At 32.8% G+C, this 23,530-nt stretch carries 29 protein-coding genes; 15 read left to right on the plus strand and 14 right to left on the minus strand.

Annotation, left to right across the window (positions count from 1 at the left end; all coding sequences use genetic code 11):
* Positions 1-2: 2 nt before the first annotated feature.
* The 4 genes from dapB (at position 3) to LBV24_RS09140 (ending at position 3,311) form a co-directional block, all read left to right on the plus strand.
* A complete protein-coding gene (dapB, locus tag LBV24_RS09125) occupies positions 3-704 on the plus strand; it encodes a 4-hydroxy-tetrahydrodipicolinate reductase (RefSeq protein ID WP_224478340.1) in 702 nt (233 codons plus the stop codon).
* 61 nt (positions 705-765) lie between these two features.
* On the plus strand, positions 766-2,376 hold the full coding sequence (lepB, locus tag LBV24_RS09130; protein WP_224478341.1) for a signal peptidase I: 1,611 nt from the start codon (positions 766-768) through the stop codon (positions 2,374-2,376).
* 12 nt (positions 2,377-2,388) lie between these two features.
* Complete coding sequence (locus LBV24_RS09135; protein ID WP_224478342.1) at positions 2,389-3,003, plus strand: WbqC family protein; 615 nt, start codon at positions 2,389-2,391, stop codon at positions 3,001-3,003.
* The gene (locus LBV24_RS09140) at positions 3,003-3,311 is read left to right on the plus strand and encodes a DUF6122 family protein (protein WP_224478343.1); all 309 of its coding nucleotides are present in this window, start codon (positions 3,003-3,005) and stop codon (positions 3,309-3,311) included. Before LBV24_RS09135 ends, LBV24_RS09140 begins: the two co-directional genes overlap by 1 nt.
* Here LBV24_RS09140 and LBV24_RS09145 read toward each other — a convergent pair.
* The 8 genes from LBV24_RS09145 to LBV24_RS09180 all read right to left on the minus strand — a co-directional run bounded on the left by LBV24_RS09145 (position 3,300) and on the right by LBV24_RS09180 (position 9,790).
* Positions 3,300-4,322 (minus strand): endonuclease/exonuclease/phosphatase family protein, encoded by a 1,023-nt coding sequence (locus LBV24_RS09145; protein ID WP_224478344.1) that lies wholly within the window; start codon positions 4,320-4,322, stop codon positions 3,300-3,302. The two genes, LBV24_RS09140 and LBV24_RS09145, sit on opposite strands and share 12 nt — an antisense overlap.
* Positions 4,323-4,328: 6 nt before the next feature.
* Entirely contained in the window at positions 4,329-5,201 is an 873-nt protein-coding gene (locus tag LBV24_RS09150; protein ID WP_224478345.1) for a rhomboid family intramembrane serine protease, read from the minus strand.
* A 2-nt stretch (positions 5,202-5,203) separates the two neighbouring features.
* Positions 5,204-5,965: a rhomboid family intramembrane serine protease gene (locus tag LBV24_RS09155; protein ID WP_224478346.1), complete on the minus strand. Its 762-nt coding sequence runs from the start codon at positions 5,963-5,965 to the stop codon at positions 5,204-5,206.
* A 6-nt stretch (positions 5,966-5,971) separates the two neighbouring features.
* The gene (gene mutL, locus LBV24_RS09160; protein ID WP_224478347.1) at positions 5,972-7,828 is read right to left on the minus strand and encodes a DNA mismatch repair endonuclease MutL; all 1,857 of its coding nucleotides are present in this window, start codon (positions 7,826-7,828) and stop codon (positions 5,972-5,974) included.
* A complete protein-coding gene (locus LBV24_RS09165) occupies positions 7,828-8,133 on the minus strand; it encodes a hypothetical protein (RefSeq protein WP_224478348.1) in 306 nt (101 codons plus the stop codon). Before LBV24_RS09165 ends, mutL begins: the two co-directional genes overlap by 1 nt.
* An 8-nt stretch (positions 8,134-8,141) precedes the next feature.
* The gene (locus tag LBV24_RS09170; protein ID WP_224478349.1) at positions 8,142-8,357 is read right to left on the minus strand and encodes a hypothetical protein; all 216 of its coding nucleotides are present in this window, start codon (positions 8,355-8,357) and stop codon (positions 8,142-8,144) included.
* 158 nt (positions 8,358-8,515) lie between these two features.
* Positions 8,516-9,022 carry a 6,7-dimethyl-8-ribityllumazine synthase gene (ribH, locus tag LBV24_RS09175; protein WP_224478350.1) on the minus strand — a complete coding sequence of 169 codons (507 nt, stop codon included), beginning with the start codon at positions 9,020-9,022 and terminating at the stop codon, positions 8,516-8,518.
* A 3-nt stretch (positions 9,023-9,025) separates the two neighbouring features.
* Complete coding sequence (locus LBV24_RS09180; protein ID WP_224478351.1) at positions 9,026-9,790, minus strand: tetratricopeptide repeat protein; 765 nt, start codon at positions 9,788-9,790, stop codon at positions 9,026-9,028.
* A 138-nt stretch (positions 9,791-9,928) separates the two neighbouring features.
* On the opposite strand from LBV24_RS09180, the gene recF reads away from it, so the two are divergent.
* The 7 genes from recF to LBV24_RS09215 are packed head-to-tail and all read left to right on the plus strand — an operon-like array spanning position 9,929 to position 15,839.
* Positions 9,929-11,008 (plus strand): DNA replication/repair protein RecF, encoded by a 1,080-nt coding sequence (gene recF / locus LBV24_RS09185; protein ID WP_224478352.1) that lies wholly within the window; start codon positions 9,929-9,931, stop codon positions 11,006-11,008.
* Entirely contained in the window at positions 11,005-11,424 is a 420-nt protein-coding gene (locus LBV24_RS09190) for a lipocalin family protein (protein WP_224478353.1), read from the plus strand. Before recF ends, LBV24_RS09190 begins: the two co-directional genes overlap by 4 nt.
* Before the next feature lie 26 nt (positions 11,425-11,450).
* Positions 11,451-11,747, plus strand: coding sequence for a DUF721 domain-containing protein (locus LBV24_RS09195; RefSeq protein ID WP_224478354.1), 297 nt, complete (start codon positions 11,451-11,453; stop codon positions 11,745-11,747).
* 4 nt (positions 11,748-11,751) lie between these two features.
* Positions 11,752-12,456, plus strand: a complete 705-nt coding sequence (locus LBV24_RS09200) for a class I SAM-dependent methyltransferase (RefSeq protein WP_224478355.1) — start codon at positions 11,752-11,754, stop codon at positions 12,454-12,456.
* 45 nt (positions 12,457-12,501) lie between these two features.
* The gene (locus LBV24_RS09205; protein WP_224478356.1) at positions 12,502-13,029 is read left to right on the plus strand and encodes a CIA30 family protein; all 528 of its coding nucleotides are present in this window, start codon (positions 12,502-12,504) and stop codon (positions 13,027-13,029) included.
* A 40-nt stretch (positions 13,030-13,069) separates the two neighbouring features.
* Positions 13,070-15,490, plus strand: coding sequence for a penicillin acylase family protein (locus LBV24_RS09210; protein ID WP_224478357.1), 2,421 nt, complete (start codon positions 13,070-13,072; stop codon positions 15,488-15,490).
* Complete coding sequence (locus tag LBV24_RS09215) at positions 15,483-15,839, plus strand: hypothetical protein (protein ID WP_224478358.1); 357 nt, start codon at positions 15,483-15,485, stop codon at positions 15,837-15,839. Before LBV24_RS09210 ends, LBV24_RS09215 begins: the two co-directional genes overlap by 8 nt.
* Positions 15,840-15,843: 4 nt before the next feature.
* On the opposite strand, the gene LBV24_RS09220 is transcribed toward LBV24_RS09215, so the two are convergent.
* Both LBV24_RS09220 and LBV24_RS09225 read right to left on the minus strand, forming a co-directional pair.
* On the minus strand, positions 15,844-17,067 hold the full coding sequence (locus tag LBV24_RS09220) for a glycosyltransferase (protein ID WP_224478359.1): 1,224 nt from the start codon (positions 17,065-17,067) through the stop codon (positions 15,844-15,846).
* On the minus strand, positions 17,064-17,543 hold the full coding sequence (locus LBV24_RS09225) for a heme-binding domain-containing protein (protein ID WP_224478360.1): 480 nt from the start codon (positions 17,541-17,543) through the stop codon (positions 17,064-17,066). Before LBV24_RS09225 ends, LBV24_RS09220 begins: the two co-directional genes overlap by 4 nt.
* A 41-nt stretch (positions 17,544-17,584) precedes the next feature.
* Between LBV24_RS09225 and LBV24_RS09230 the strand changes: the two genes are divergently transcribed.
* Genes LBV24_RS09230 through LBV24_RS09240 form a run of 3 tightly spaced genes read left to right on the plus strand, consistent with a single transcriptional unit; the run spans position 17,585 to position 19,778 of the window.
* Positions 17,585-18,166, plus strand: a complete 582-nt coding sequence (locus LBV24_RS09230; protein ID WP_224478361.1) for an adenylosuccinate lyase — start codon at positions 17,585-17,587, stop codon at positions 18,164-18,166.
* Positions 18,167-18,216: 50 nt separating this feature from the next.
* The gene (purB, locus tag LBV24_RS09235; RefSeq protein ID WP_224478362.1) at positions 18,217-19,560 is read left to right on the plus strand and encodes an adenylosuccinate lyase; all 1,344 of its coding nucleotides are present in this window, start codon (positions 18,217-18,219) and stop codon (positions 19,558-19,560) included.
* Positions 19,557-19,778: a hypothetical protein gene (locus tag LBV24_RS09240; RefSeq protein ID WP_224478363.1), complete on the plus strand. Its 222-nt coding sequence runs from the start codon at positions 19,557-19,559 to the stop codon at positions 19,776-19,778. The genes purB and LBV24_RS09240 overlap by 4 nt, the downstream gene beginning before the upstream one ends.
* Positions 19,779-19,798: 20 nt before the next feature.
* Here the strand turns inward: LBV24_RS09240 and LBV24_RS09245 are convergent, their stop codons facing one another.
* From LBV24_RS09245 to LBV24_RS09260, 4 genes are read right to left on the minus strand one after another with little or no spacing between them, the layout of a single operon-like run.
* Positions 19,799-20,344, minus strand: coding sequence for a DUF4252 domain-containing protein (locus LBV24_RS09245; protein WP_224478364.1), 546 nt, complete (start codon positions 20,342-20,344; stop codon positions 19,799-19,801).
* A gap of 6 nt (positions 20,345-20,350) precedes the next feature.
* A complete protein-coding gene (locus LBV24_RS09250; protein WP_224478365.1) occupies positions 20,351-20,920 on the minus strand; it encodes a DUF4252 domain-containing protein in 570 nt (189 codons plus the stop codon).
* Between the two features lie 12 nt (positions 20,921-20,932).
* Positions 20,933-21,427 carry a hypothetical protein gene (locus LBV24_RS09255; RefSeq protein WP_224478366.1) on the minus strand — a complete coding sequence of 165 codons (495 nt, stop codon included), beginning with the start codon at positions 21,425-21,427 and terminating at the stop codon, positions 20,933-20,935.
* On the minus strand, positions 21,414-21,923 hold the full coding sequence (locus tag LBV24_RS09260) for an RNA polymerase sigma factor (RefSeq protein ID WP_224478367.1): 510 nt from the start codon (positions 21,921-21,923) through the stop codon (positions 21,414-21,416). The genes LBV24_RS09255 and LBV24_RS09260 overlap by 14 nt, the downstream gene beginning before the upstream one ends.
* 158 nt (positions 21,924-22,081) lie before the next feature.
* On the opposite strand from LBV24_RS09260, the gene LBV24_RS09265 reads away from it, so the two are divergent.
* Positions 22,082-23,515, plus strand: coding sequence for a S41 family peptidase (locus LBV24_RS09265; protein WP_224478368.1), 1,434 nt, complete (start codon positions 22,082-22,084; stop codon positions 23,513-23,515).
* Positions 23,516-23,530: the final 15 nt, after the last annotated feature.

The following is a 23,530-nucleotide window of genomic DNA, read 5'->3' on the forward strand; positions in this document are numbered from 1 at the left end:
ATATGAATATTGCATTACTCGGATATGGCAGAATGGGTAAAAGTATTGAAAAGATTGCCATTGATCGAAATCATCATATAACATTAAAAATTTCCGAACCGGAAGATAAATTTGATTTTTCAAATTGCGATGTTGCCATAGATTTTAGCGTTCCAAGTGCAGCAGTAAGGAATATAACAAAAGCTCTAGATGCTAATATACCTGTAATTTCCGGGACAACTGGTTGGCTTGAAGACTATGAATCAATAGTAGATTATTGTAATAAAAAAAATGGAACATTCTTATATGCGTCTAATTTCAGTTTAGGAGTGAACATATTTTTTGAGCTCAATAAAGTACTAAGCGAATTAATGGGAGGGCTTAATGATTATTCCGTATCTATGGAAGAAATACACCATACTCAAAAATTAGATGCACCAAGCGGTACGGCAATTACACTTGCTGAGCAAATTATTGATAATACCCATTATAAAAATTGGACAATAGAAAAGCCTGAAGCAAATAAAATTTATATAAACGCTAAAAGAATTAAAGATGTTCCTGGTACACACGAAATATCCTATGATTCTAAAATAGATTCAATTAATATTAAGCATACTGCTCATAATAGACAAGGATTTGCCTTAGGAGCCGTAATTGCAGCAGAATGGATTAAAGACAAAAAAGGTGTTTTTACAATGAAAGATGTGTTAAACATTGGTTAATTAAACTTTGAATTGAAACATTTTAAAATATTTTTCAACCTACTAGACTAAACATAATATTATGACCTGGACACAGTGGTTCATCTTTTTAATAGTTATACAAATAATACATGGCCTTGGCACATGGAAATTATATATTAAAGCAGGTAGAAAAGCTTGGGAAGCCTTTGTACCAATATATAATGCTGTGATCTTGATGAAAATAATTAGCCGTCCCTGGTGGTGGATAATATTAATGTTCTTACCAATAGTTAACCTAATAATGATTCCTGCAGTTTGGGTAGAAACTGCACGTAGTTTTGGTAAAGACACTAAGAAAGATGCTCTTATTTGTATAGTGACGTTAGGGTTTTACCTATTTTACCTTAATTATGTTGAAGATGTAACATATATTGAAACCAGAAGGCTAAAACCCAAAACATCTTCAGGTGAGTGGATTACATCCATACTTTTTGCCATAGTAGCCGCAACAATTGTACATACTTATTTTTTTCAGCCATTTGTTATTCCATCATCATCATTAGAAAAGTCATTACTAATAGGAGATTTTCTTATTGTTAGTAAAATTCATTACGGTGCAAGGGCACCTATGACAACTGTTGCAACGCCAATGGTTCATGATACAATTCCGGTTTTAAAGAAAAAATCATATTTGTTTAGTGATAAATTTGAAGATAGAAATACCAGTTTACTTAACAAACTTCAGCTACCCTATTTTAGGTTACCTGGTTTTGAAAAAATTGAGCGAAATGATATAGTGGTATTCAATCAGCCGGCTGATACGCTTCTGGATATGAATAAATTTAAGCCAGATCGGAATTATTACAAGCCTATAGATAAAAAGACTAATTTGGTTAAACGTTGTGTTGGTGTTGCCGGAGACACATTAGAAATTAGAGATGGATATGTATTCATTGATGGCGAGCAGAATAAATTACCTCCTCGATCTATTATTCAATTTTCATATGATATAAGGTTTAAGAGAAACCTTCAACCTTCAAGAATTTATGATATTTTAGATAAACATGACATCACTGATGGATTGGGTTATGGAACTCAGGAAGGATATTACAGAATACCAGCAGCAACAGATAGGGCAATTGCTAGATTAAAAGCGCATCCAGAGGTTGCAGAGATAATTCCAATAAAAAAAGAAAAGGGTCTTAAAGAAGATATATTCCCAAGAGATCCAAATTATAGCTGGAATATTGACAACTTTGGGCCAATTTATATACCTAAAAAAGGAGCAACTGTTCAATTGAACACAGAAAATATAGCCTTATATAAACGTGCTATTTCAGAATATGAAGGACACAAGGTAGTGACTAGAGGAAATGAAATTTTAATTGACGATGTCCCTACAACCTCATATACATTCAGGCAAGACTATTACTGGATGATGGGAGACAATAGACATAATTCTATTGATAGTAGATTTTGGGGATTTGTGCCATACGACCATGTGTTTGGGAAGCCTGTTTTTATATGGATGAGTATAGACGGTTTAATGGAAGGTGTAAAAAATTGGAGCTTCCGATGGGACAGAATATTTACAACTGTTAGCGGAAGTGGTAAAAGAACATCGTACTTAATCCCATTTATTGTTGTTGTTTTTGGCATTACATTCTTGAATAAATGGAGAAAAAAGAAGAAAGCTAAGGCAAGCAAGTAGTTTAAATAAATAATGCAGAGGTTACTACATCCTACTTACTTTCCAAATATTGCTCATGTTGTAGCTGCTGTTAATGCAGATAAAATTTATTTTGAAATCTGTGACAATTATCAAAAGCAAACCTTTAGAAATCGTTTTGAGATCTATGGCGCCAATGGTAAATTAGCGCTTACCGTACCAGTTATTTACACTCAAAAAAACAGGCAATTGTATAAGGATGTTAAAATCGCCAATGAAAATGACTGGCAAAAGATTCACTTAAAATCATTAGAATCTGCCTATCGCATGTCACCTTTTTACGAATTCTATATTGATGATATTATGCCAATATTTGAAGATAATTTCAAATTTATTTTAGATCTGAATTTAAAGTGTTTTGAAATTATTACAGAAAGCCTTCAACTTGATTTGAACTTGGCTTTCACAAATCAGTATGAAAATTCACCATCTAATGTCAATGATTACAGGCATCTGGTTAATAAGAAATTTAATGCTATTAAATTCGAACCTTATACTCAAGTTTTTTCACAAAAACATGGATTTATACCTAATCTAAGCATACTCGATTTATTATTTAATGAAGGTCCAAATACAGAATTGTATTTGACTAGACAACAAATTGATTAATGCTTCAACCAATAATTCATTACGGAATACATCTTTTTCTGCCTTTGGCCATTGCATTATTGTTTTATAGAAAAAAATGGCTTAAAGGGTATTTAATAATGCTCCTAGCGTTTAGTATTGATTTAGACCACTTACTTGCTTCACCCATATTTGATCCGAGTAGATGCAGTATCAACTTCCACCCTCTTCATTCTTATTATGCCATTATGGTATATCTGGTTTTATTAATACCAGGTAAAACAAGACTTTTCGCAATTGGATTGTTAAGCCATATTATAGCTGATAGTGCAGATTGCCTATTGATTTAATTTAATCGTTGCCTTAATTGGGTAATGGTCGGATAATTTTTTATTGTAATTCTTAAACCCATTTACCTTAAAAGCTTCATCAACAAGAATAAAGTCAATCCGAAACGGGAAAAACTTAAAGTCAAAAGTTCGTCCAAAACCGTTGCCAGCCTCTTCGAAGGTATCTAGTAAATCACCTTTAATTTCATTGTATACATAAGAATGTGCAGTATTATTGAAGTCTCCGGCTACAATTGTCTTATAACTTGTTTCAGATCTATGCTGATTTATGAGTTCAGCTTGTTCTTGTTGTTTTTGAAATACATTCTTTATTCGAGAAAATAACCCATCTGAAGGTTCATTTTTTAATGCTTCTACATCCGTATTAATGCCAGAGGACTGAAGATGAACATTATAAACCCTTATGGTATCCTTTCCCTTAACTATATCCATAAATAATCCATTATTATTAGAATCTGGAAAGTCCAAGGAACCACCATTGATAATTGGATATTTTGAAAACATTGCCATTCCTGGCCTAACATTTTTCATATATCGAGCATTGAAATGGTTATAACCTTCGAGCTTTATTGGTAAGCCTCTTGTATATTCTTGTAAACAAATTACTTCTGGGCTTTCACTTTCAAAGAACGCTATAATATCTTCCCTAACCGATTTATCTGGTATCCAATTATAATGGTTAAATAATCTCACATTAAAAGACATTATAGAAATATTGTCCTTATCCTTCTCATTTAATGATGATGAGAATTTATAAAGGGAGGTCACATGATTCCATCCCAGAACTAATACCAATAAGGATAAAAGGAGTTGTTTCTTAACACGCAGTAACCAATAAATAAAAAACAATATGTTTAATATTATTAAAATTGGCACACTTAAACTAAGTGCAGATATCGTAGCAAAGCTTTTAGGCGGAACATAGGGCAACAAATAAGAAATCAGCAATAAAAAAGCCACCAATGAATTGATGGTGAAAACTATTTTATTCCAAAAATTTAATTTTTTCATTAATTTTTAATCCTTACCGGCTTTAAATAGAAATTCCTTTTCTTCAGAAGTAAGACTGTCGTAACCACTTTTACTAATCTTATCCAGTATCATATCAATTTTCTTTTGTTTATTAAACGCATCAAACTCTTGCTTTGTTTTACCAGTATAGCCACTTTTCCCTTTTTTTCTATGAACTGTCTTTAACTTTGATTTTGGTTTAAACCAACTAAACAATCCATCCATCATTCGTTCAAAGCCAGAACCAATATCCTTTCCCTTCAATAGATTTGATGCATATAAATAACCAAATAGGTAACCACCAAAATGCGCAACGTATCCACCTTGATTAAAACCTAGAAAAAATCTAAATATATCGTATGCTACAAAAACCATAGCTATGTGCTTCCATTTTACTGTAAAGGCGTTAAAAAGTCTTATTTGGGTTTCTGGCATATATACTGCAACAAACATTAATAGTGCAGAAACACCAGCTGAAGAACCCAAGAGTACGCCACGTGTTCTCAAAAAATTTGTTGGTAGAATATTTGCCACTACCAAATACGCCAATCCACCGAAAATAATACCCAAAAGAAACACATTGAGCATCATTTTAGGCCTAAATAAATTTGTAGTTACTCTGGCTAGATAAAACAGCAATAACATGTTAAAAAGAATATGCCAAAAACCACTGTGGAAAAAACCATAAGTAAGAATTGACCATGGTTGAAGTATTGCGTCCATAAAATTAGATGGTAGCACAAAATATTGTGCAACATCCCATTTTAATAAAACGTTTATCAAAAAACTTAAAACAAAAATAATGGAGTTAACAACGATTGTTTTACCGAACAGATCAAGGTTATTATACTTGTATTTAAGATCATTAAAGTTGCTCATAACTAATTCCAACGGTATTTATCAGTCTCATTTTTCTTCCAAAAATACATGAGTAAAAATCCTGTTAATGCACCACCAACATGAGCCATATATGCCGTATTACTCGGACTAAAAATTGAGCTACCTGTTAATGCAGAAAACAAATCCAAACCTATTATAGCAGGAATAAAATATTTTGCCTTAATGGGTATAGGCAAGAAAATAAGCATCAACTTCGATTCCGGAAACAACATACCAAAGGCCACTAATACACCCATAATTGCTCCTGATGCACCGACCATAGGTGCAATATAAGAACCTACGAAACTACTTAAATCTTTTCCCAAAATTGGAACCCATCGCGTATTATACTCTCCATTTGCAAGCGTACTTAAAATCTCAGTCTCTCCAAAGCCAGCACCTAATAATGTTGATAAACCAGTGTTAAATTGGAAATATAAAAATGCAATTTGAATTGTTGCTGCACCAAATCCTGATAATAAGTAGAAAATTAAAAATTTGCGCATGCCAAATATTTGTTCTACTGCTGTCCCGAACATCCATAATGCAAACATATTAAATAAGATGTGTGCAAAAGTCGCATTGCTATGCATAAACATGTGAGTTAATACTTGCCAAGGCTGAAATAATTCATTTTTCGGAAAGTACAAGGCAAACCACTGCATAAATAGCTCACCATTATTACCCATTAGCATCATACCTGCATACATGATAACATTAATAATCAACAAGTGCTTTACTCCTTCTGTCATTGATTGTCTCATACTTCTTTACTTGAATTTTTTTTCAATATCATCAACACTCCATGTTATAAATGTTGGCCTATTGGTTGGTGATAAATTTGGTTCCTTACATGCAAAAAGACTATTTACTAAATGTTCTTGCTCAGTATTACCTAGAGTTTGACCATTTTTAATAGCTAAGCTTTTTGCCATTGATTTAGCCAATAAATCCGTTGGGCTAAAATTAGCATCTGGTACTTCGTTTTCTATATCGCTAATGAGTTGCTCTAAAATAATTGAAACCTCACTTTCAGGTACACCAACTGGAATACCAGATATTATAATTCCTTCCTCATTTATATCTTTAAAATCGAATCCTGTAAACTCTAAATCGTTTTTTAATTGACTTATAATATTCCGCTCATTTGATGTAAAATTCAATTCAATCGGAAATAATAGTTGCTGACTTGTGGCTTCTTTAATTGTAATATGTTTTAAAAAGCCTTCATACAAAATGCGTTGATGCGCTCTATTTTGGTCTATTATTAACATACCCGATTTAATGGTGCTAACAATATATTTGTGTTGCAACTGAAAGGTCGTATTCCGTGCTTCTACCGATTGATCATTTTCAAAAATAGATTTAGTTTGAGCATCACTTTCAAATGCAGTCTCTCCAAATGGTTGTTTTAAAGTATTACTATCAGATTCTAAACCAACATATAATCCTTCCCAAGATTCTGTAGACTTTCTGGTAAAAGAATCTGTAAATGAAGAACCTTTTTTAAAGTTTTCATCTTTAAATGGATTAAAACCTCTATCTACCTGAACCTGAGGTACTTTTACCACCTTGTCCTTGTAATTATAGGGCGTATTCAATTGTTCTTGATGCTCAAAATCTAAAACTGGAGCAATATTAAATTGACCCAGACTATGTTTTATTGAAGATCTCAAAATTGCATATAAAGTATGCTCGTCATCAAACTTAATTTCAGTCTTTGTCGGATGAATATTGATATCTATTGTTTTAGGGTCAACCGTTAGATTTAAGAAATAACTCGGATGATAACCGTCTTTTATTAAACCTTCAAATGCTGCTTTCACAGCATGATTTAAATAAGGACTTTTAATAAATCTATTATTAACGAAGAAAAACTGTTCTGACTTGGTCTTTTTCGAAAATTCTGGCTTACCAACAAAACCCTTAATTTTCAGTACTTCAGTAGACTCTTCAACTGGTACTAAACGCTCATTGGTTTTAGATCCAAAAACATGAACAATGCGTTGTCTATAGTTTTCTTGAGGTAAATTAAATAACTCGCCTCCATTGTGATAGAACGTAAAACTAATATTAGGATGAGCCAATGCAACACGGTGAAACTCATCTGTAATATGTCTTAGCTCTACGGTATCAGACTTTAAAAAATTTCGTCTTGCTGGTATATTAAAAAATAGATTTTTAACTGCCACTGAAGTCCCTGATGGTGTAACAGAAACTTCTTGAGATACAACTTTGCTACCTTCAATTTCAATTGCAGTACCAAGTTCTTCTTCTTCTTTTTTTGTCTTTAACTCTACATGTGCAATTGCAGCAATACTTGCCAATGCCTCCCCTCTAAATCCCTTAGTGTTTAGTTGGAATAAATCCTCTGCATTTCTAATTTTTGAAGTAGCATGACGCTCAAAACTTAGTCGTGCATCTGTTACACTCATTCCCTTACCGTCATCGATAACTTGCACTAGGGTCTTACCTGCATCTTTTATAATAAGTTTGATGTCAGTTGCATTAGCATCAATAGAATTTTCTAATAGCTCTTTAACCACGGAAGCTGGTCGTTGCACCACTTCACCTGCCGCAATTTGATTCGCAACATGGTCTGGTAATAGTTGAATGATATCTGCCATTAGCTGCCTAAAGAGAATATGGATAAATCAAAATCTATAATAAACAAGAAGATTAAAATAAAAATGGCAATTAAGATTAGTATAGTACTATTGAATCCAGAATTATTTCTAGTTCTGTTTCTTATTCTGCTTTCGTGCCATTGACCAGAAAAGTCATTCTTATTATAGGTATCTGCGTAAGCATCAAACTTAGTTGTGTATTTTGCATGATCCGCATCTTCCTTACCCTTATAATATCTTGGCGTATAATTAAACCTCTTATTACGAGGAAGTCTTTTAATTAGCGTAAATTTTATTGGTCCCATAATCTCTCTTATTTCATATATCCATCAAGAATATACATTAATACAACAATTGCAACTAGCATTAAAATTAAGGCTGGCAATGATGTTAAAAAACTCCCTCTGCGCTTAGTTTCTCTTCTTGCATCATTCCACTTAGCCTCAAAACTATCTTTTGATTTTTCTTCAGAAGAATCATTAAAGCGCGGTTTATAGCTAAATCGTTTATTTTTTCTTTGCTTATACAAAAGGGGTTTTACTTAACCTGTTATATCTCAAAAGTACTTAAAATACTAAGACATATTGCTTAATGATTCCTTAAAATTATCAACAAAAAGCCTGCCAACTTACAAACCCAATTGTCTAAAGAAAATTTAAATAAAAAGTTTTTTAAATGAAATCAACACTAATTTGTAGTCTTTCTTAGTTCAGCCATTTTTATGGCTGTTATAGCTGCTTCCGTACCTTTATTACCGTGCTTACCACCAGAACGTTCTATTGATTGTTGTATGTTGTTATCCGTAAGAACGCAAAAGATTACAGGAATATCACCTTTTAGATTAAGATCTTTAATGCCTTGCGTAATACCTTCGCAGACAAAATCAAAATGCTTAGTTTCACCTTGTATTACGCACCCAATGACGATTATTGCGTCTAGCATTCCAGAATCTGCGTAAATACTCTTGGACATTCTGGCAGCACCATAGGTTAGCTCAAATGTTCCTGGAACATTCCAACGGACAATGTTTTCCTTTTGTGCGCCACAATCTATTAAAGCATCGAAAGCACCTTGCCAAAGACCTTCCGTTATCTTAGTGTTCCATTCAGAAACAACAATCCCAAACCGAAAATCTTTCGCGTTTGGGATTGTGGCTTTATCATAATCTGATAAATTCTGATTTGCAGTGGCCATATTCTATAAGCTTGCTTGTACTTTACCAATTAATACATCAGCCTGAGTTACTTCGGTTGATGAAGAGAATTCTTTTTTGATTCGATTTAAAAAATCTAATGCTTTAGCATTATCTCCAAGGTCAATAGCTACTCTAGCAGCCTTTAATAAATATAGTGGTGTTGTGAAATCGTTAGTACTTGCGTTTATTGCCTTTTCGTAATATTCTAAACCTTCCTCTAATTGTTCTAATTGAACAAATGCATCACCAATACCTCCTTTTGAGATTGGATTTAGCATTTTATCATCGCTGGAAAAATCACTTAGATAAGTAATGGCATTTTGATAATCTTTTAAATTAAGATAAGCCATACCAGCATAATAGTTTGCTAGATTTGCAGCAGGAGTTCCACCATATTCGTTTACTATATCTAACATACCATACTTTCCTTCACCACCATTTAAGGCCATGTTGTACAATGAATCAGACTCTACTCCATTTACAGCTTCTTCAAAATATTTTTTAGCTTGGTACATTTCATTCATTGCCTCTTTTTGTTGAGGCTCAGCTACAAACTTATTGTATCCTAGGTACCCTAATACCACCAAAGCGATTGCTCCTATTACACCAAAAATATAGTTTTGATTTTTTACAACCCATTGCTCGGTTTTAGAAGCTCCTTCGTCCAAAGACTTAAATACCTCAGCTGTTGTTGAGTTTTCCTCAACAATTTCCACCTTCTCTTTTTTGGTTTTTGGTTTATAGCCTCTTTTCTTGTACGTTGCCATATTTTGTCAATTTATGCGTGCGCAAAAATAAAATTTTTATTGGGATTTAAAAGCCTATTTATTTGTTATTTTTGAATAAATTTTTACTCGAAAAACCATCAGCTAGGACAACAAAAATAAGCGAAGCATTCGTTTTATATGAATCTAAACACACTATCCTTAGTTAATTATAAAAATTTTGAAAGTCAGGTTTTTGATTTTGATTCTAAAATCAACTGTTTTGTGGGTGCAAATGGAATTGGTAAAACAAATGCATTAGATGCCATTTATCATTTGGCTTTTGGTAAAAGTTATTTTAATCCTGTAGCGCTTCAAAATATTAGACATGGTGAAGAATTCTTCGTAATCGACGGATCATTCACTAAAAATGAGCGTAAAGAAAAAATAGTTGTTTCCCTTAAAAGAGGTCAAAAGAAAGTTATAAAAAGAAACGGCAAAGCTTATGAGAAGTTCAGTGAACATATTGGTTTTATTCCACTAGTAATTATTTCACCAGCCGATCGTAATTTAATTATAGAAGGTAGTGATACACGAAGAAAATTTATAGACAGTGTTATTTCCCAAAGCGACAAGAGCTATTTAACCACCTTAATTTCTTATAATAAGGTGTTGTCGCAGCGTAATGCACTTTTAAAGTACTTTGCTCTTAACAATACATTTAATGCCGATACTCTGGCCGTATACAATGAGCAAATGACAGGTTATGGTAACGAAATTTTCAAAAAGCGTGAGGAGTTTTTAAAGATTTTTATTCCCATTTTTCTTCAACGGTATAATGCTATAAGCTTAAGTAAAGAATCTATCAACTTAGAATACAAAAGTGATTTATTTCAAAATGATCTGAATCAGCTTTTAGACCAAAATCTTAACAAGGATAAAGCACTTCAATATACAAGCGTTGGTATTCACAAAGATGATTTGGTTTTTTTAATTGACGGATTTCCAATTAAAAAGTTTGGTAGCCAAGGGCAACAAAAGTCTTTTTTAATTGCTCTTAAGTTAGCTCAATTCGATTTTATTAAACAACAAAGTGGTGTATCTCCTATTCTTCTTCTTGATGATATTTTTGATAAACTAGATGAAAATAGAGTGTCTCAAATAATAAGTTTGGTTGACGATGATCATTTCGGACAAATATTTATAAGTGATACACATGCTGACCGTACCGAAAATATTGTAAAGCAGATACATCAATCTTATAAACTTTTTAAATTATGAAAAAGTTTGTTCTGATTTTTTTCATGGTGGTAATGTCTTGTTCAAATAATCCAGAAGGATATATTGAACACTTAAATGGTTATTGGGAAATAAAAGAGGTTGTTTTTTCTGACGGCAAAAAACGAGAATATTCAATCAATGAAACTATTGACTATATTCAACTCAATGACAGTCTTAAAGGGTTTAGAAAAAAAATGAAACCAGGAATAAATGATACTTATTTTACTTCTGATGACGCTGAAGCCATTACAGCTAAAATTGAGGACAATGAATTGAATCTATATTACTCAACATTATATTCCAATTGGAAAGAAACTGTATTAGATGCAGATGAGAATCAATTAAAAGTACGCAATGAGAATAACGTTGTATATTTATATAAGCGTTATCAACCAATTAATATAGAGATCGAATAACTAGACCATTATATTAAAACCAAATAATGTCCAAGCGAAAAAACGATAATCAACCCATTCAAGACATCCTTAAGGAATTTGTGCAAAGCAATAACCTTCAATCTGGATTAGATAAGGTTAACGTTCGTGAGGCATGGGCTAATCTTATGGGTAATGGTGTGAATAATTATACCACGGCCATAGAGCTAAAACATGATACATTATATGTTCAACTGAGTTCAAGTGTTTTGCGAGAAGAATTAAGCTATGGCAATGAAAAAATCGTGAATATGCTCAACGAATCTCTTGGTAAAGAAATAGTAAAAAAATTAGTCTTGAGATAGTCCCATGGAAGATATGATTTCTAGCAACTTCCCTATTCCATGGTCCATGACTAGGGCTGAAAAAGCTACATTAATTCAACTGCTACAAAATATACGACCAGAAGTTGCCATAGAAATAGGGACATACAATGGTGGTAGCTTGCAGGTTTTGAGTGAATTTTCAGAAAAAGTCTATGCGATAGATATTACTCCAGAATATAGGGATGAGCAATGTAATAGGCTCAAAAATGTAGAATACCTTTTAGGAGATTCTAAAGTAATGATTCCACAATTAATTAATAAAATCAACGATTCAAATGAAAATATAGAATTTGTTTTGATAGATGGCGACCATAGCACAAAAGGTGTTTTAGAAGATATTACCAATATTTTAAAAATTGTACCTAAAAAACCTATCACAATAATTCTCCATGATAGTTTTAACCCAGCGTGCAGAAAAGGAATGAAAGCCTATGACTACAGTAACAATGATTATGTACATAAAGTTGAGCTAGACTATGTAACAGGTGCATTCAATCATGATGGTTTGTACCGAGAAATGTGGGGCGGATTCGGACTAATTCAATTAAGACCTGATAAAAGAACAGAGTCGATAGCAGTTTCAGAGTATCAAGGAAAACTCTATAGGGTAACATACTTCAGGTCAATTCACTTCTTCAGAAAGTTGTTTTGGTTTTTAAAACCAATTTATAAAATTTTCAAAAAGTAAAATCCGAATTGATACTGCGATTGTATCTTTACAAAAAGCACTGAAATGAGGTATTTATACATATTAATAATTTCAATTTTTACACAAAATATGACCATTTTCGATTTTAATGAAAACAGTAGTTTAACAAATTGGAATATTGTTGATGACGTAGTAATGGGTGGAAGATCTGATGGAAAATTTAGGATTAACAATGGCGGTCATGGAGAATTTTTTGGAAAGGTTTCTTTAGAAAATAATGGTGGATTTTCTTCAGTTAGATACAATTTCAAAAAAATTGATAGCCATAACTATTCAAAGTTTGTATTGAGAATTAAGGGTGATGGGAAAAACTACCAATTCAGAGTGAAAGACAACACATACAATCGCTATTCTTACATTTCTGAGTTTAAGACCAATGGAGAATGGCAAACAGTAGAGATTCCATATAATAAAATGTACGCATCTTTTAGAGGATATAGATTAGATATTCCAAACTTTAAAGGTGACCAGATACAAGAGATAGCCTTTTTAATTTCTAATAAAAAACAAGAAGAATTTAGACTTCTCATAGATTCAATTTCCATAGAATAAATAATATTTGGTACTTTAGATACTTCATAAACAATAACTAATGAAATACCTCAAAATTCTGATTTCCTTGGCACTTACCATAGGAATTTTTTATGCCCTAAACACAAAGTTTGGCTCAATTCCACCTATAGGGAAATTTCTAAATCCATACTCGGGAGTTTGGCAAAATGAGACTGATGAATCCTTATCTGGTGAAGTTTTGATAAAAGGATTAAAGGACGAAGTAACTGTACATTACGACAAACAAATAATTCCACATGCCTTCGCTCAAAACGAGGAAGATTTATATTTAACCCAAGGCTATCTTACAGCAAAACACCGACTATGGCAAATGGATTTTCAGACTTATGCTGCTGCAGGAAGACTGTCGGAAATACTTGGTGAAAAGGCTCTAAATTATGACCGACAGGAGCGAAGACGAGGAATGGGTTATGGCGCCGATCAAGCGGTAAAGGTAATGAAAGAGAATCCTGAAACTTTTAAATTGGTACAAGCTTATGCTAATGGTGTAAACGCCTATATAGATCAATTAACTCCTGAAAGTTATCCTGTTGAATATAAATTATTAGACTACAAACCAGAACCTTGGAGTGTTGATAAAACTGCATTACTCCTAATGTATATGACAAAAATGCTGGCTGGTGCAGACTCTGATATGCAATATACCAATGCCTTAAGGCTTTTTGGAAAAGAACGGTTTGATATGCTGTTTCCTGATTTTTTTGACATCACTGATCCTGTAATACCAAAAGAAACAGATTGGAGTTTTATAGATGTACCTCAAACTCCATTTCCTGCAAACCAGCAAATTGCATTAGATACAATCCGTGAAGTTATAGATCAACCAAATCCAGATAATGGCAGTAATAATTGGGCTATCTCTAAGGAAAAATCTGCCACTGGGAATACTATATTGGCTAACGATCCTCATTTAGGCCTTAATCTACCTTCCATATGGTTTGTAATGCAACTTAGCACACCAAATCATAAAGCCTTTGGAGCTACAATACCTGGTGCGTTAGGTATAATTTCAGGATTTAATGAGCACATAGCTTGGGGTGAAACCAATGCAACAAGAGATGTTATAGACTGGTACAAAATAGAATTTAATGAAGACCGTAGTAAGTATAAATTTGATGGTGAATGGAAAGATGTAAGAATTAGAGTTGAACACATAAAAATTAAAGGTAAAGAAAGTTACAAAGACACTGTATTATATACACATCATGGTCCTGTAGTATATTACAAAAACTTCAAATCTGACATGGAATTAGCAGGCTACGCCATGAAATGGGTTGGACATATGGGAGGTAATAACCAACGCACATTTATAGATTTAAATAAAGCTAAAAATTATGACCAATATACCGAAGCATTGCAATACTGGAATGCACCTGCTCAGAATTTTGTATTTGCTTCTGTAGAAGGTGATATTGCGCTTTGGATTCAAGGTAAACTACCTAATAAGTGGGAAGGTCAAGGCAAATTTGTAATGGATGGAAGTGTTTCTGAAAATGATTGGCAAGGCTTTATTCCTCAAAAATATAATGCCCACTCAAAGAATCCTGAACGGGGGTTTGTTAGTTCTGCTAACCAACATCCGGTAGATGAAAATTATCCATATTTTGTTTTTAATGATCGCTATGAAACATACAGAAATAGAGTGATCAACAATTATTTTAATTCAAAGGAAAAAATTAGCGTTGAAGATTTCAAGGCCTTACATAATAACAATTACAATCTTAAAGCTGCTGAGTTAATGCCACATATGCTTGATAACCTAGACACAAGTAAATTAAATGAGGCTGAAAAAGAAGTATACAATCAGGCTAAATCATGGCAATTTAACAATGATATAAATGAAGTTGGACCAAGTATATGGCGCGAATGGTGGAAAGCCGTTTATAATCTAACATGGGACGAATTTGATATGGAAGATAGTGTCATGAAGTCTCCTTTTGCATACCAAACCATTCATATGTTAAAAAATAATGGCGATAACGAGTTTATGGATATCGTTGATACGCCAGAAAAAGAGACCTCAAAGGATTTATTTCAATTAAGTTTTAGTGAGGCAGTTACATCGTTAAACAATTGGAAAAATGAGAACGGAGACTATAATTGGTATAATTACAAAGCCACTTACGCAGGTCACCTTTTACAAGCATTACCGGCATTTTCAGTATTTGATATACCTATAGGAGGAGATCGCAATATAGTTAATGCTACATCAGAAAATCACGGTCCATCTTGGCGAATGATTGTTGAGATGACCTCACCTCCCACTGCCTTAGGAATATATCCTGGTGGGCAGTCAGGAAATCCAGGAAGTAAGTATTACGATAATTTCATTGATGAATGGGCCGAAGGTTCATATCATGAGCTTAATTTTCTTCAATCTAACAAAGCAACTGACAAAATTATTGGCAGTCAAATCCTAAAACCAATTTCAAATGAATAAGAATATCTTAAATTTTATTGCAACAATTATCATTGCCTATATTCTTTCATTATTTATGGATTGGTATTCTGTGATGGTGGCATCTATTTTAACGGCACTATTAATTCCACTCAAACGTGTTGCTGTTTTCTTTGTTCCGTTTTTGGCAATATTTGTGTTTTGGGTAATCTATAGTTTCATTTTAGGGTCTAACAATGACTTTATTTTAGGTAAGCGAATTGCAGAACTACTAGATCTACAAGGAAATATCTATTTATTACTTACTATTACAGGATTAGTGGGTGGTATTGCAAGTGGAATTGCTGCGATATTTGGTAAACAGCTCAGTACACTTAATAAAAAGACATAAATATTTATTTTCTGTTTTTTTCTTCAATCCACTTACTCATATACTTAGTGCTTTGCATAGTTTGATGCATCAGCATTTGACCTATAAAATTGTGTTCGCGATGATTAAATAATGAATGGCATAATACGGAAAGTTTCGCACTAAATTTTTCTTCAAAAACAGGTTTTGAGAAATTTTTATTCAATATTTTAAATCCAATATCTTTAGCTTCATTCCATTCATTCGAATCTTTATAGAGTTCAATTGCTTTCTTTGCAAATAACTCAGGATCATCTTGAATTAAATGTGAATTCTCAATTATACCTTCAGAGGCAATAGAAGACAAAACACAAGGTGTTCCATTAATAAATGCATCAATAACCTTTCCCTTTAATCCTGCCCCAAATCTCAATGGAACCAAACATACTCTACTATTCTGCATAACAACGTTTACATCGTCTGCAAAACCCTTGATTATAAATCCTTCTTGGCTATTTGATAATTGTGAAACCTTTTGAGACTCATAAGCTCCATAAACATGTAATTGAGCATTTGGTAACTCCTTTTTTATTAATGGCCAAATGGAATTCTTTAAATAGATAATACTATCATAATTAGGTGCATGTAAAAAATTACCAATTATTATGAAATTTTGTCGTGAATCAAAGTTGGGCAAATCATCTCTTTCCTTGTTTGCATCCTCAATTAGAAATGGTAAATATTGAAGTATTTCTTGAGGTAGTTTAAAGTCATTAACTAAAAGATCCATCTCAAACTTAGAAATTATCAAGGTTAAATCACATCTATATATACTTGCAATCTCACGTTTTGTTACATCATTATAAAGATGTTGTGTGCTAAATTCTTCCTTTGCTTTTAATGCAATTTCCCTGCCTTTTCTTAGACCATGTAAATCCTCAGTATCTAATATTTTAAGAGCATTAGGGCATTGCTCTGATACGCGCCAACCAAATTGTTCTTCGGTCATAAACCGGTCAAATAAAACGATATCTGGGTTCAACTTTTTTATAAAATCATCAAAGGATGCATCATTTAATAAAATTGAATCTGTACACACCCCAATTTGTTCCAAATCAAATGATTTGTCTGTTTTATTTGCTGTACAACAGAACGTGATTTTATAGTCTTGCTTTTGAAAAAATGAAATCAGTTGACACATTCGGCTTCCTGCTGCAGAGCTCTTAGGCTCAGGCCACACAAAACCGATAATCAGAAGCTTTTTAATCACTCTGCTTCTTTTAAAAAGGCATATTTTATTCTAGCCGTTTTCACCCATGCCACAACCGCATCGATTTGCTCTTGAGTTAAATCAGCATCGGAATGAGTCCAGGTATAACTTGGCAAAGGCATGTGCTTTTCTTCAACTTCTTCTGCCAGTTCCTCAAGTTTGTGATCCTTCTTTTTGTCTGAATACTCGGTCCATTTAGATACATTAAAATCACCCTTACCATGTCTTACATGATCCGCAAGCCAATAATTTACTGGAGTAATATTATTGTACCAAGGATAACGAGTATGGTCACTGTGGCAATCAAAACATGCGTTTTTCAAAATTAAATTCACATCCTCTGGCGGATTAGTATCTGCCAAGAAAGGTTCAATACTTGCAATATCTCCATCATTTTTATCTGGTCCAAAAAATTGAGCTATAATTAATACAATTAGAGCTACCCAGCCTATTTTTTTAAGAAGTGATTTTATCATGATTTTTAATTAATTTAGAAGGATTAAAAATAATAAACGTTTTGACAAAAGACCAACTTTATGATGAATTAAATTATGTAAATGCAACGCGAGTATGTAGAACAAAATATGCCAATTTAATCCTCAATAATTCTGAGTTAATAAAACCCTTACTAGATATTCTGTTTATGATAGATGACAAAATTTCTACACGTGCTGCTTGGGTGTTAGAATTTGCATGTAAACAAAATATTAATCTCATTTTACCGCACTTGGACTTTTTTCTAGAAAATCTGCCAAAACTTAAATTAGACTCAGCCATTAGACCCTGCGCAAAAATTATTGAAATTATAATTGAGCTTTATTACAAAAAGGAAAATCCAGTAATTAAAAAATCTTTAAGTAAAAAGAATAAAGAAGACATCATAGAAGTTAGTTTTGATTGGATGATAAGGGATGAAAAAATTGCTGTAAAAGCATACAGTATGAATTCATTATATTATTTAGGTATCGAATATGATTGGATTTATCCTGAACTGAGTGAAATATTGGGTAGAGAATATGCAAATCAAAGTGCTGGATATAAAGCCAGAGCCAGACACATTTTAGGAAGAATTAATACACAAAAAACCAATAATCTATAAAATACTCTTAACTATCTTCGTTATATTTGATGCTTCAAAATTTATAACAAATGGCAATTACAACGCTCAATGCAATTTCACCAATAGACGGCAGATACAGATCTAAAGTTGATGCCTTAGGAAAATACTTTTCTGAAGAGGCCCTTATAAAATATAGAGTCTTGGTTGAGATTGAGTATTTCATTGCGCTTTGCGAAATTCCATTACCTCAGTTAAAATCAATCTCACCTTCTAGTTTTGAAGATCTTCGGGCTATTTATCAAAATTTCACTCCAGTCGATGCTTCTGAAATAAAAGAAATTGAAAAGGTTACAAACCACGATGTTAAGGCTGTTGAATATTTTATAAAAGAGAAATTTAATAAGCTTGGTTTATCAGAATTCAAGGAGTTTATTCATTTTGGGTTAACATCTCAAGATATTAACAACACTGCAATTCCATTAAGCATCAAAGATGCTATGAATGATGTTTACGTTCCTGAATATTTTACACTTTTAGAAAAGATTGAGGGGTTAGCAAATGAATGGAGCAATGTACCAATGCTTGCTAGAACTCATGGTCAACCTGCATCACCCACTAGATTAGGTAAAGAAATAATGGTTTTTACGGTGAGGTTAAAGGAGCAATTCAATTTACTTAACGACGTACCAAGTGCAGCTAAGTTTGGTGGAGCTACAGGTAACTTTAATGCTCATAACGTTGCATATCCAGATATAGATTGGAAGGCTTTCGGAACAAAATTTGTACAAGAGAAATTGGGACTCCAACACTCATTCCCTACAACTCAAATAGAGCATTACGATCATATGGCCGCCCTTTTTGATGCCTTAAAAAGAATTAACACAATAATTATTGACTTAGATCGAGATATATGGACATATGTTTCCATGGACTATTTTAAGCAAAAAATAAAGAAGGGTGAAGTTGGTAGCTCGGCGATGCCACATAAAGTTAACCCTATTGATTTTGAAAATAGTGAAGGAAACTTAGGAATTGCAAATGCAATCTTTGAGCACTTATCTGCCAAACTACCGGTTTCAAGATTACAACGTGATCTAACAGACAGCACAGTTTTACGTAATGTAGGCGTGCCTTTTGGACATACTATAATTGGATTTAAATCTACATTAAAAGGATTAGGTAAGTTATTACTCAATGCCTCCAAATTTGAACAAGATTTAGAAAACAATTGGGCTGTAGTAGCTGAAGCAATACAAACTATATTGAGACGCGAAAACTATCCAAATCCATATGAAGCATTAAAGGGTCTTACAAGAACTAATGAAGCAATTACAGAGCAATCGATATCGAGTTTTATTGATTCTTTAGAAGTTAACGACTCAATTAAAACCGAATTAAAAGCTATATCACCAAGTAACTATACTGGTATATGAAGTGGTTTCCAATAAATAAAAATACAATTGCCTTACTATTTGTAATAATAGTGACACTTGGTTTTTTTATAGCTGGACTTTTTGAAGTTTTAGACTATTTGATTATCAAATTTCTATTGATTTGCGGTTTTATTGGTCTGGTTGCTGTTGCAATTTTCTTTGCGGTTAAAAACAGAAAAAATCGCCTTGAAGATAAACTTCAAGACGATTCTCATTAACATTTTAAATAATTGTCAGTTTATTTAAAAAATTCCGTTAGGCCATTTAGTTGAGAATCTTCTATATTGGCATTCTGAAGAACTTCTCCTAATTGAATTATTTTTCCGGCATTCATGTCATCACCCAAAATTCGTGCTATTGCAAACCCCTTGTCACTTGCACTTCCAAACAGTATTAATTCATCAATACTAGTTTCAGACTCCCCAAGAAATTTAACTACAAACCTACCCTCTGCTGTAGACCCTCGCATCAATTCCTCGTATTTTGGATTCTTTAAAATAGTATTAACCTTGTCTAATTCAACTTTATAGTCATCTGCATTAGTGTCATTTAACACAAAGGTTAGTACGTTGAGTTTGTCAACAGAATTATATGCTTCGCGTTGCTCGTCTGTCATTTCAACTTTTTCTACATTGACCACACTAGTTGGAACATCAAAAGAAGAAAATCCAGGTTGCAACTCATTATCTACATAATAAGTCTGTAATGTAGGCCCTTGGTTACAACTTGTATAAGCTGTAACCAAAAGCAACATTACCATTAATTTTTTGATTGATTTTATCATGTTTCATTAATTTTTCTTCCCAGCTTTCTTAAGCTGCTCACCACCTGGAATATCCATTTGATTAGTGATTTTTGACACTTGTCTTAAATCTATATCTCCTGTTAATGTCATAACTACGGTTTCAAATTCACGCTTCTGACCATTAATTTCAATATTAGAGTCTTTAGTCATTTCTTTAAGACCTGTGATATACATCAGCAATTCCTTAACATGGTTATCGTCCTTACCTTCTTTTACATAGAACTTAACAGTTTGGTCACCATCTTTAATTCTCATTAATTCTTCAAGGTCAGATGACTTAAGGTATCTATTTACAGTTGCTTTCATATCTGCAGATACTTTTTCATCTCCAGTTGTGAAAACTTTAAATCCTGTAATGCTACTTGCCATTTCTGCATATTCTTTCATTTCTGGATCATCTATGTCCACTCCCATGGTAGCTAACATTTTAAACATTTTCTGATTCAAAATAACAGAAGCTACTTCTTCATTATCCTCAAACTTATCGAATACACTCTGACTAAATGCAGTCATAGATGTAAACACTACTGCGATGATTAAAACTAATTTTTTCATGATTTCTTGTTTTTAATTCTTTAATAATTTGTTTGTTGTTTCACTAAATTCTGTAATGTGGTTAGCTTTTTCTAAACCAACATTAAAGTTTTCGGAAGCCAAGTTCAATGTATTTATACTTGTAGTCCCTTGATTGAAATTATTCGAAAGCATTGCTAAAGCTTCTTTAGCTTCCAAATACATTTCTTGTTCTTCTTGCGAGTAATCTGCAAGAGTCTTTGGTCCTCCAAACCAATTTGGTATGAAGATGCCTAGCATTAGAATTGCGACCGCTGCGACAGAAATCCACTGATAAAATACTGTTCTGTTCTTAGGTTTTAATGGAACGTCTTTTGTGTACTGCTCTTCTTGTGCCATAGAGAAATATTGAAATAATGGCTTATAGTGCTCTAAGTGAGGCGCTACATTATCGCTTTTAAAATATGCTCTTAATTGAGCTTCCTCCTTAAGCGATGTTTCAGCATTATTATACTTCTCTATAAGTTTATCTATATTATTTAATACCATAACTATGTGTATTAGTTAACTTTTCTCTTATCGTTTTACGTGCTCTAGATAACGCTACTCTAATTGCAGTTTCGTTCATATCCAACATTTTAGAAATTTCTGCAAAATCGTATTGTTCTATATCTCTTAGTTGCACTATTATTTTTTGTTGTTCTGGTAATTCTTCCATTATTTTAGAAACCCAGTCGATACTATCCTTTGCCTCTACTTGTTTCTGTAATGACGAATTGCTATCCGTATAATTACTGTGAACAATTTTTAAATTTTGGGCTTGTTTAGACTTTAACCTATCTAGGCAAAAATTCTTGGTCATTGTCATTGAAAAAGCCTCAACATTTTTATACTCACCAATCTTTTCCTTATTTCTCCACAGCTTAAGTAAAATCTCTTGTGTGGCATCTTCTGCTTCTTCTCTAGAAACCAGTAATCGTTTTGCTAAACGAAACACTTTATCCTTAAAAGGCATTACTAAGCTTACAAAATCTGCTTGTTTCATTACTAATTTGATTGGTGGTAAAGTTGGTTTTTATCCTTCTTCAACATTACGACGATAGACATTACATTTTGTTACAAAGTTTTTTTTTTCACAATAATGTAAGTAAATTTAGAGTTTTACAGACAGAAGTAAAATATTGCTACTTTAAAAAGGAAATGATGAAAAAGATACTGACCCTAACAATAGGTTGTCTGGTGCTGTTTTTTGCTACCAGTTGTTTTGAAGACCTTGACGACAATGCTATTAATGCCTCAGAGATTACCGATTTTATTTGGAAAGGCATGAATGCCGCTTACTTATACAAATCTGAGATACCTGACCTAGCGAATGATAGATTTTCTTCTGACGAAGAGTATGCAGAATACCTTAATGGATTTGAATCTCCAGAAGATTTATTTGAGTCATTAATATACTTGCCTGAAGATATAGATAGATTTAGCCGATTGTTTTCAAATTATTTTGATCTTCAAAATTTATTACAAGGCAATTCAATAACTAATGGTCTTGAATTTAACCTATACTTTGTGCCTGGAAGTGAATTCGAAGTTTTTGGTGCTATAACATTAGTGTTAAATAATAGTGTTGCGGATAACGAAGGTTTAGAAAGAGGAATGATATTTAGAGCCATTGATGGTGAAGATTTAAACACAAGCAATTTAAGTAGTCTATTAGGTCAAACAACTTACACTCTTAATTTTGCAGAATACAATGATAATGGCACTCCAGAGGCGGAAGATGATTCAGTTACATCAAATGGAGAGAGCATTACACTGACTAAGCAAGGTTTTTCTGAAAACCCAATTCATTATACAGACGTATTGGAAATAGACAATACCTCAATAGGATATTTAGTATATAATAGTTTCTTAAGTAGTTTTGATGACGAATTGAACGACGCTTTTGGAACATTTCAAAATGCAAATATTGATGAACTTGTTATTGATTTGAGATATAATGGTGGTGGGTCTGTTGAAACAGCTGCTTATTTAGGAAGCATGATTACTGGGCAGTTCAATGGTGAAGTATATTCGCAATTAAGGTATAATGATAACTTAACTAGTCGTAACAGAGATTATCTTTTCACTACTTCTATTGAAGGTGGTGGATCTATTAACAGCTTGAATCTATCAAGAATATATGTGTTGACCACAAATAGAAGAACGGCTTCTGCTAGTGAATTATTAATTAATAGTTTAAAACCTTACATAGAGGTAATTGTGATTGGTGAAAATACCGCAGGAAAGACTCAGGCATCTCTCACTGTTTATGATACACCAGTATTATTCTCTACCCAAAATATTAACCCAAATCATACTTATGCAATGCAACCGTTAGTTGCCAATTCATCAAATGTAAATAATCAATTAGTACCTTCTGATGGGCTAGTGCCAGATATTTTTCTTTCTGAGTTTCCTGGTAATCTTGGTAGATTCGGTAACGTTGACGAGCCGTTATTGGCAGAAGCTATTTTTCAAATCACCGGATCAACTGGAAGAAATGCATTAGAATATTATGATTATCCAACTCCTCCCAAAGAAGTTAACATGAGTAAATTCTTCCATCCATTAGAATTTGAAATGTATATAGATTAAAAAAAAGCCACTTTA

The sequence above is a fragment of the Winogradskyella vincentii genome, from assembly GCF_020166345.1.
Taxonomy (GTDB): Bacteria; Bacteroidota; Bacteroidia; order Flavobacteriales; family Flavobacteriaceae; genus Winogradskyella; species Winogradskyella vincentii.

Excerpts from the sequence above, each read along its gene's own strand:
- LBV24_RS09150 (WP_224478345.1), bottom strand. The coding sequence starts at position 5,201 with ATGAGCAACTTTAATGATCTTAAATACAAGTATAATAACCTTGATCTG.
- LBV24_RS09200 (WP_224478355.1), top strand. The coding sequence starts at position 11,752 with ATGGAAGATATGATTTCTAGCAACTTCCCTATTCCATGGTCCATGACT.
- LBV24_RS09135 (WP_224478342.1), top strand. The coding sequence starts at position 2,389 with ATGCAGAGGTTACTACATCCTACTTACTTTCCAAATATTGCTCATGTT.
- LBV24_RS09140 (WP_224478343.1), top strand. The coding sequence starts at position 3,003 with ATGCTTCAACCAATAATTCATTACGGAATACATCTTTTTCTGCCTTTG.
- LBV24_RS09255 (WP_224478366.1), bottom strand. The coding sequence starts at position 21,427 with ATGGTATTAAATAATATAGATAAACTTATAGAGAAGTATAATAATGCT.
- LBV24_RS09210 (WP_224478357.1), top strand. The coding sequence starts at position 13,070 with ATGAAATACCTCAAAATTCTGATTTCCTTGGCACTTACCATAGGAATT.
- dapB (WP_224478340.1), top strand. The coding sequence starts at position 3 with ATGAATATTGCATTACTCGGATATGGCAGAATGGGTAAAAGTATTGAA.
- LBV24_RS09225 (WP_224478360.1), bottom strand. The coding sequence starts at position 17,543 with ATGATAAAATCACTTCTTAAAAAAATAGGCTGGGTAGCTCTAATTGTA.
- LBV24_RS09155 (WP_224478346.1), bottom strand. The coding sequence starts at position 5,965 with ATGAGACAATCAATGACAGAAGGAGTAAAGCACTTGTTGATTATTAAT.
- mutL (WP_224478347.1), bottom strand. The coding sequence starts at position 7,828 with ATGGCAGATATCATTCAACTATTACCAGACCATGTTGCGAATCAAATT.
- lepB (WP_224478341.1), top strand. The coding sequence starts at position 766 with ATGACCTGGACACAGTGGTTCATCTTTTTAATAGTTATACAAATAATA.
- LBV24_RS09215 (WP_224478358.1), top strand. The coding sequence starts at position 15,483 with ATGAATAAGAATATCTTAAATTTTATTGCAACAATTATCATTGCCTAT.
- LBV24_RS09250 (WP_224478365.1), bottom strand. The coding sequence starts at position 20,920 with ATGAAAAAATTAGTTTTAATCATCGCAGTAGTGTTTACATCTATGACT.
- LBV24_RS09260 (WP_224478367.1), bottom strand. The coding sequence starts at position 21,923 with ATGAAACAAGCAGATTTTGTAAGCTTAGTAATGCCTTTTAAGGATAAA.
- ribH (WP_224478350.1), bottom strand. The coding sequence starts at position 9,022 with ATGGCCACTGCAAATCAGAATTTATCAGATTATGATAAAGCCACAATC.
- LBV24_RS09195 (WP_224478354.1), top strand. The coding sequence starts at position 11,451 with ATGTCCAAGCGAAAAAACGATAATCAACCCATTCAAGACATCCTTAAG.
- LBV24_RS09265 (WP_224478368.1), top strand. The coding sequence starts at position 22,082 with ATGAAAAAGATACTGACCCTAACAATAGGTTGTCTGGTGCTGTTTTTT.
- purB (WP_224478362.1), top strand. The coding sequence starts at position 18,217 with ATGGCAATTACAACGCTCAATGCAATTTCACCAATAGACGGCAGATAC.
- LBV24_RS09165 (WP_224478348.1), bottom strand. The coding sequence starts at position 8,133 with ATGGGACCAATAAAATTTACGCTAATTAAAAGACTTCCTCGTAATAAG.
- LBV24_RS09245 (WP_224478364.1), bottom strand. The coding sequence starts at position 20,344 with ATGATAAAATCAATCAAAAAATTAATGGTAATGTTGCTTTTGGTTACA.
- LBV24_RS09190 (WP_224478353.1), top strand. The coding sequence starts at position 11,005 with ATGAAAAAGTTTGTTCTGATTTTTTTCATGGTGGTAATGTCTTGTTCA.
- LBV24_RS09205 (WP_224478356.1), top strand. The coding sequence starts at position 12,502 with ATGAGGTATTTATACATATTAATAATTTCAATTTTTACACAAAATATG.
- LBV24_RS09145 (WP_224478344.1), bottom strand. The coding sequence starts at position 4,322 with ATGAAAAAATTAAATTTTTGGAATAAAATAGTTTTCACCATCAATTCA.
- LBV24_RS09240 (WP_224478363.1), top strand. The coding sequence starts at position 19,557 with ATGAAGTGGTTTCCAATAAATAAAAATACAATTGCCTTACTATTTGTA.
- LBV24_RS09180 (WP_224478351.1), bottom strand. The coding sequence starts at position 9,790 with ATGGCAACGTACAAGAAAAGAGGCTATAAACCAAAAACCAAAAAAGAG.
- recF (WP_224478352.1), top strand. The coding sequence starts at position 9,929 with ATGAATCTAAACACACTATCCTTAGTTAATTATAAAAATTTTGAAAGT.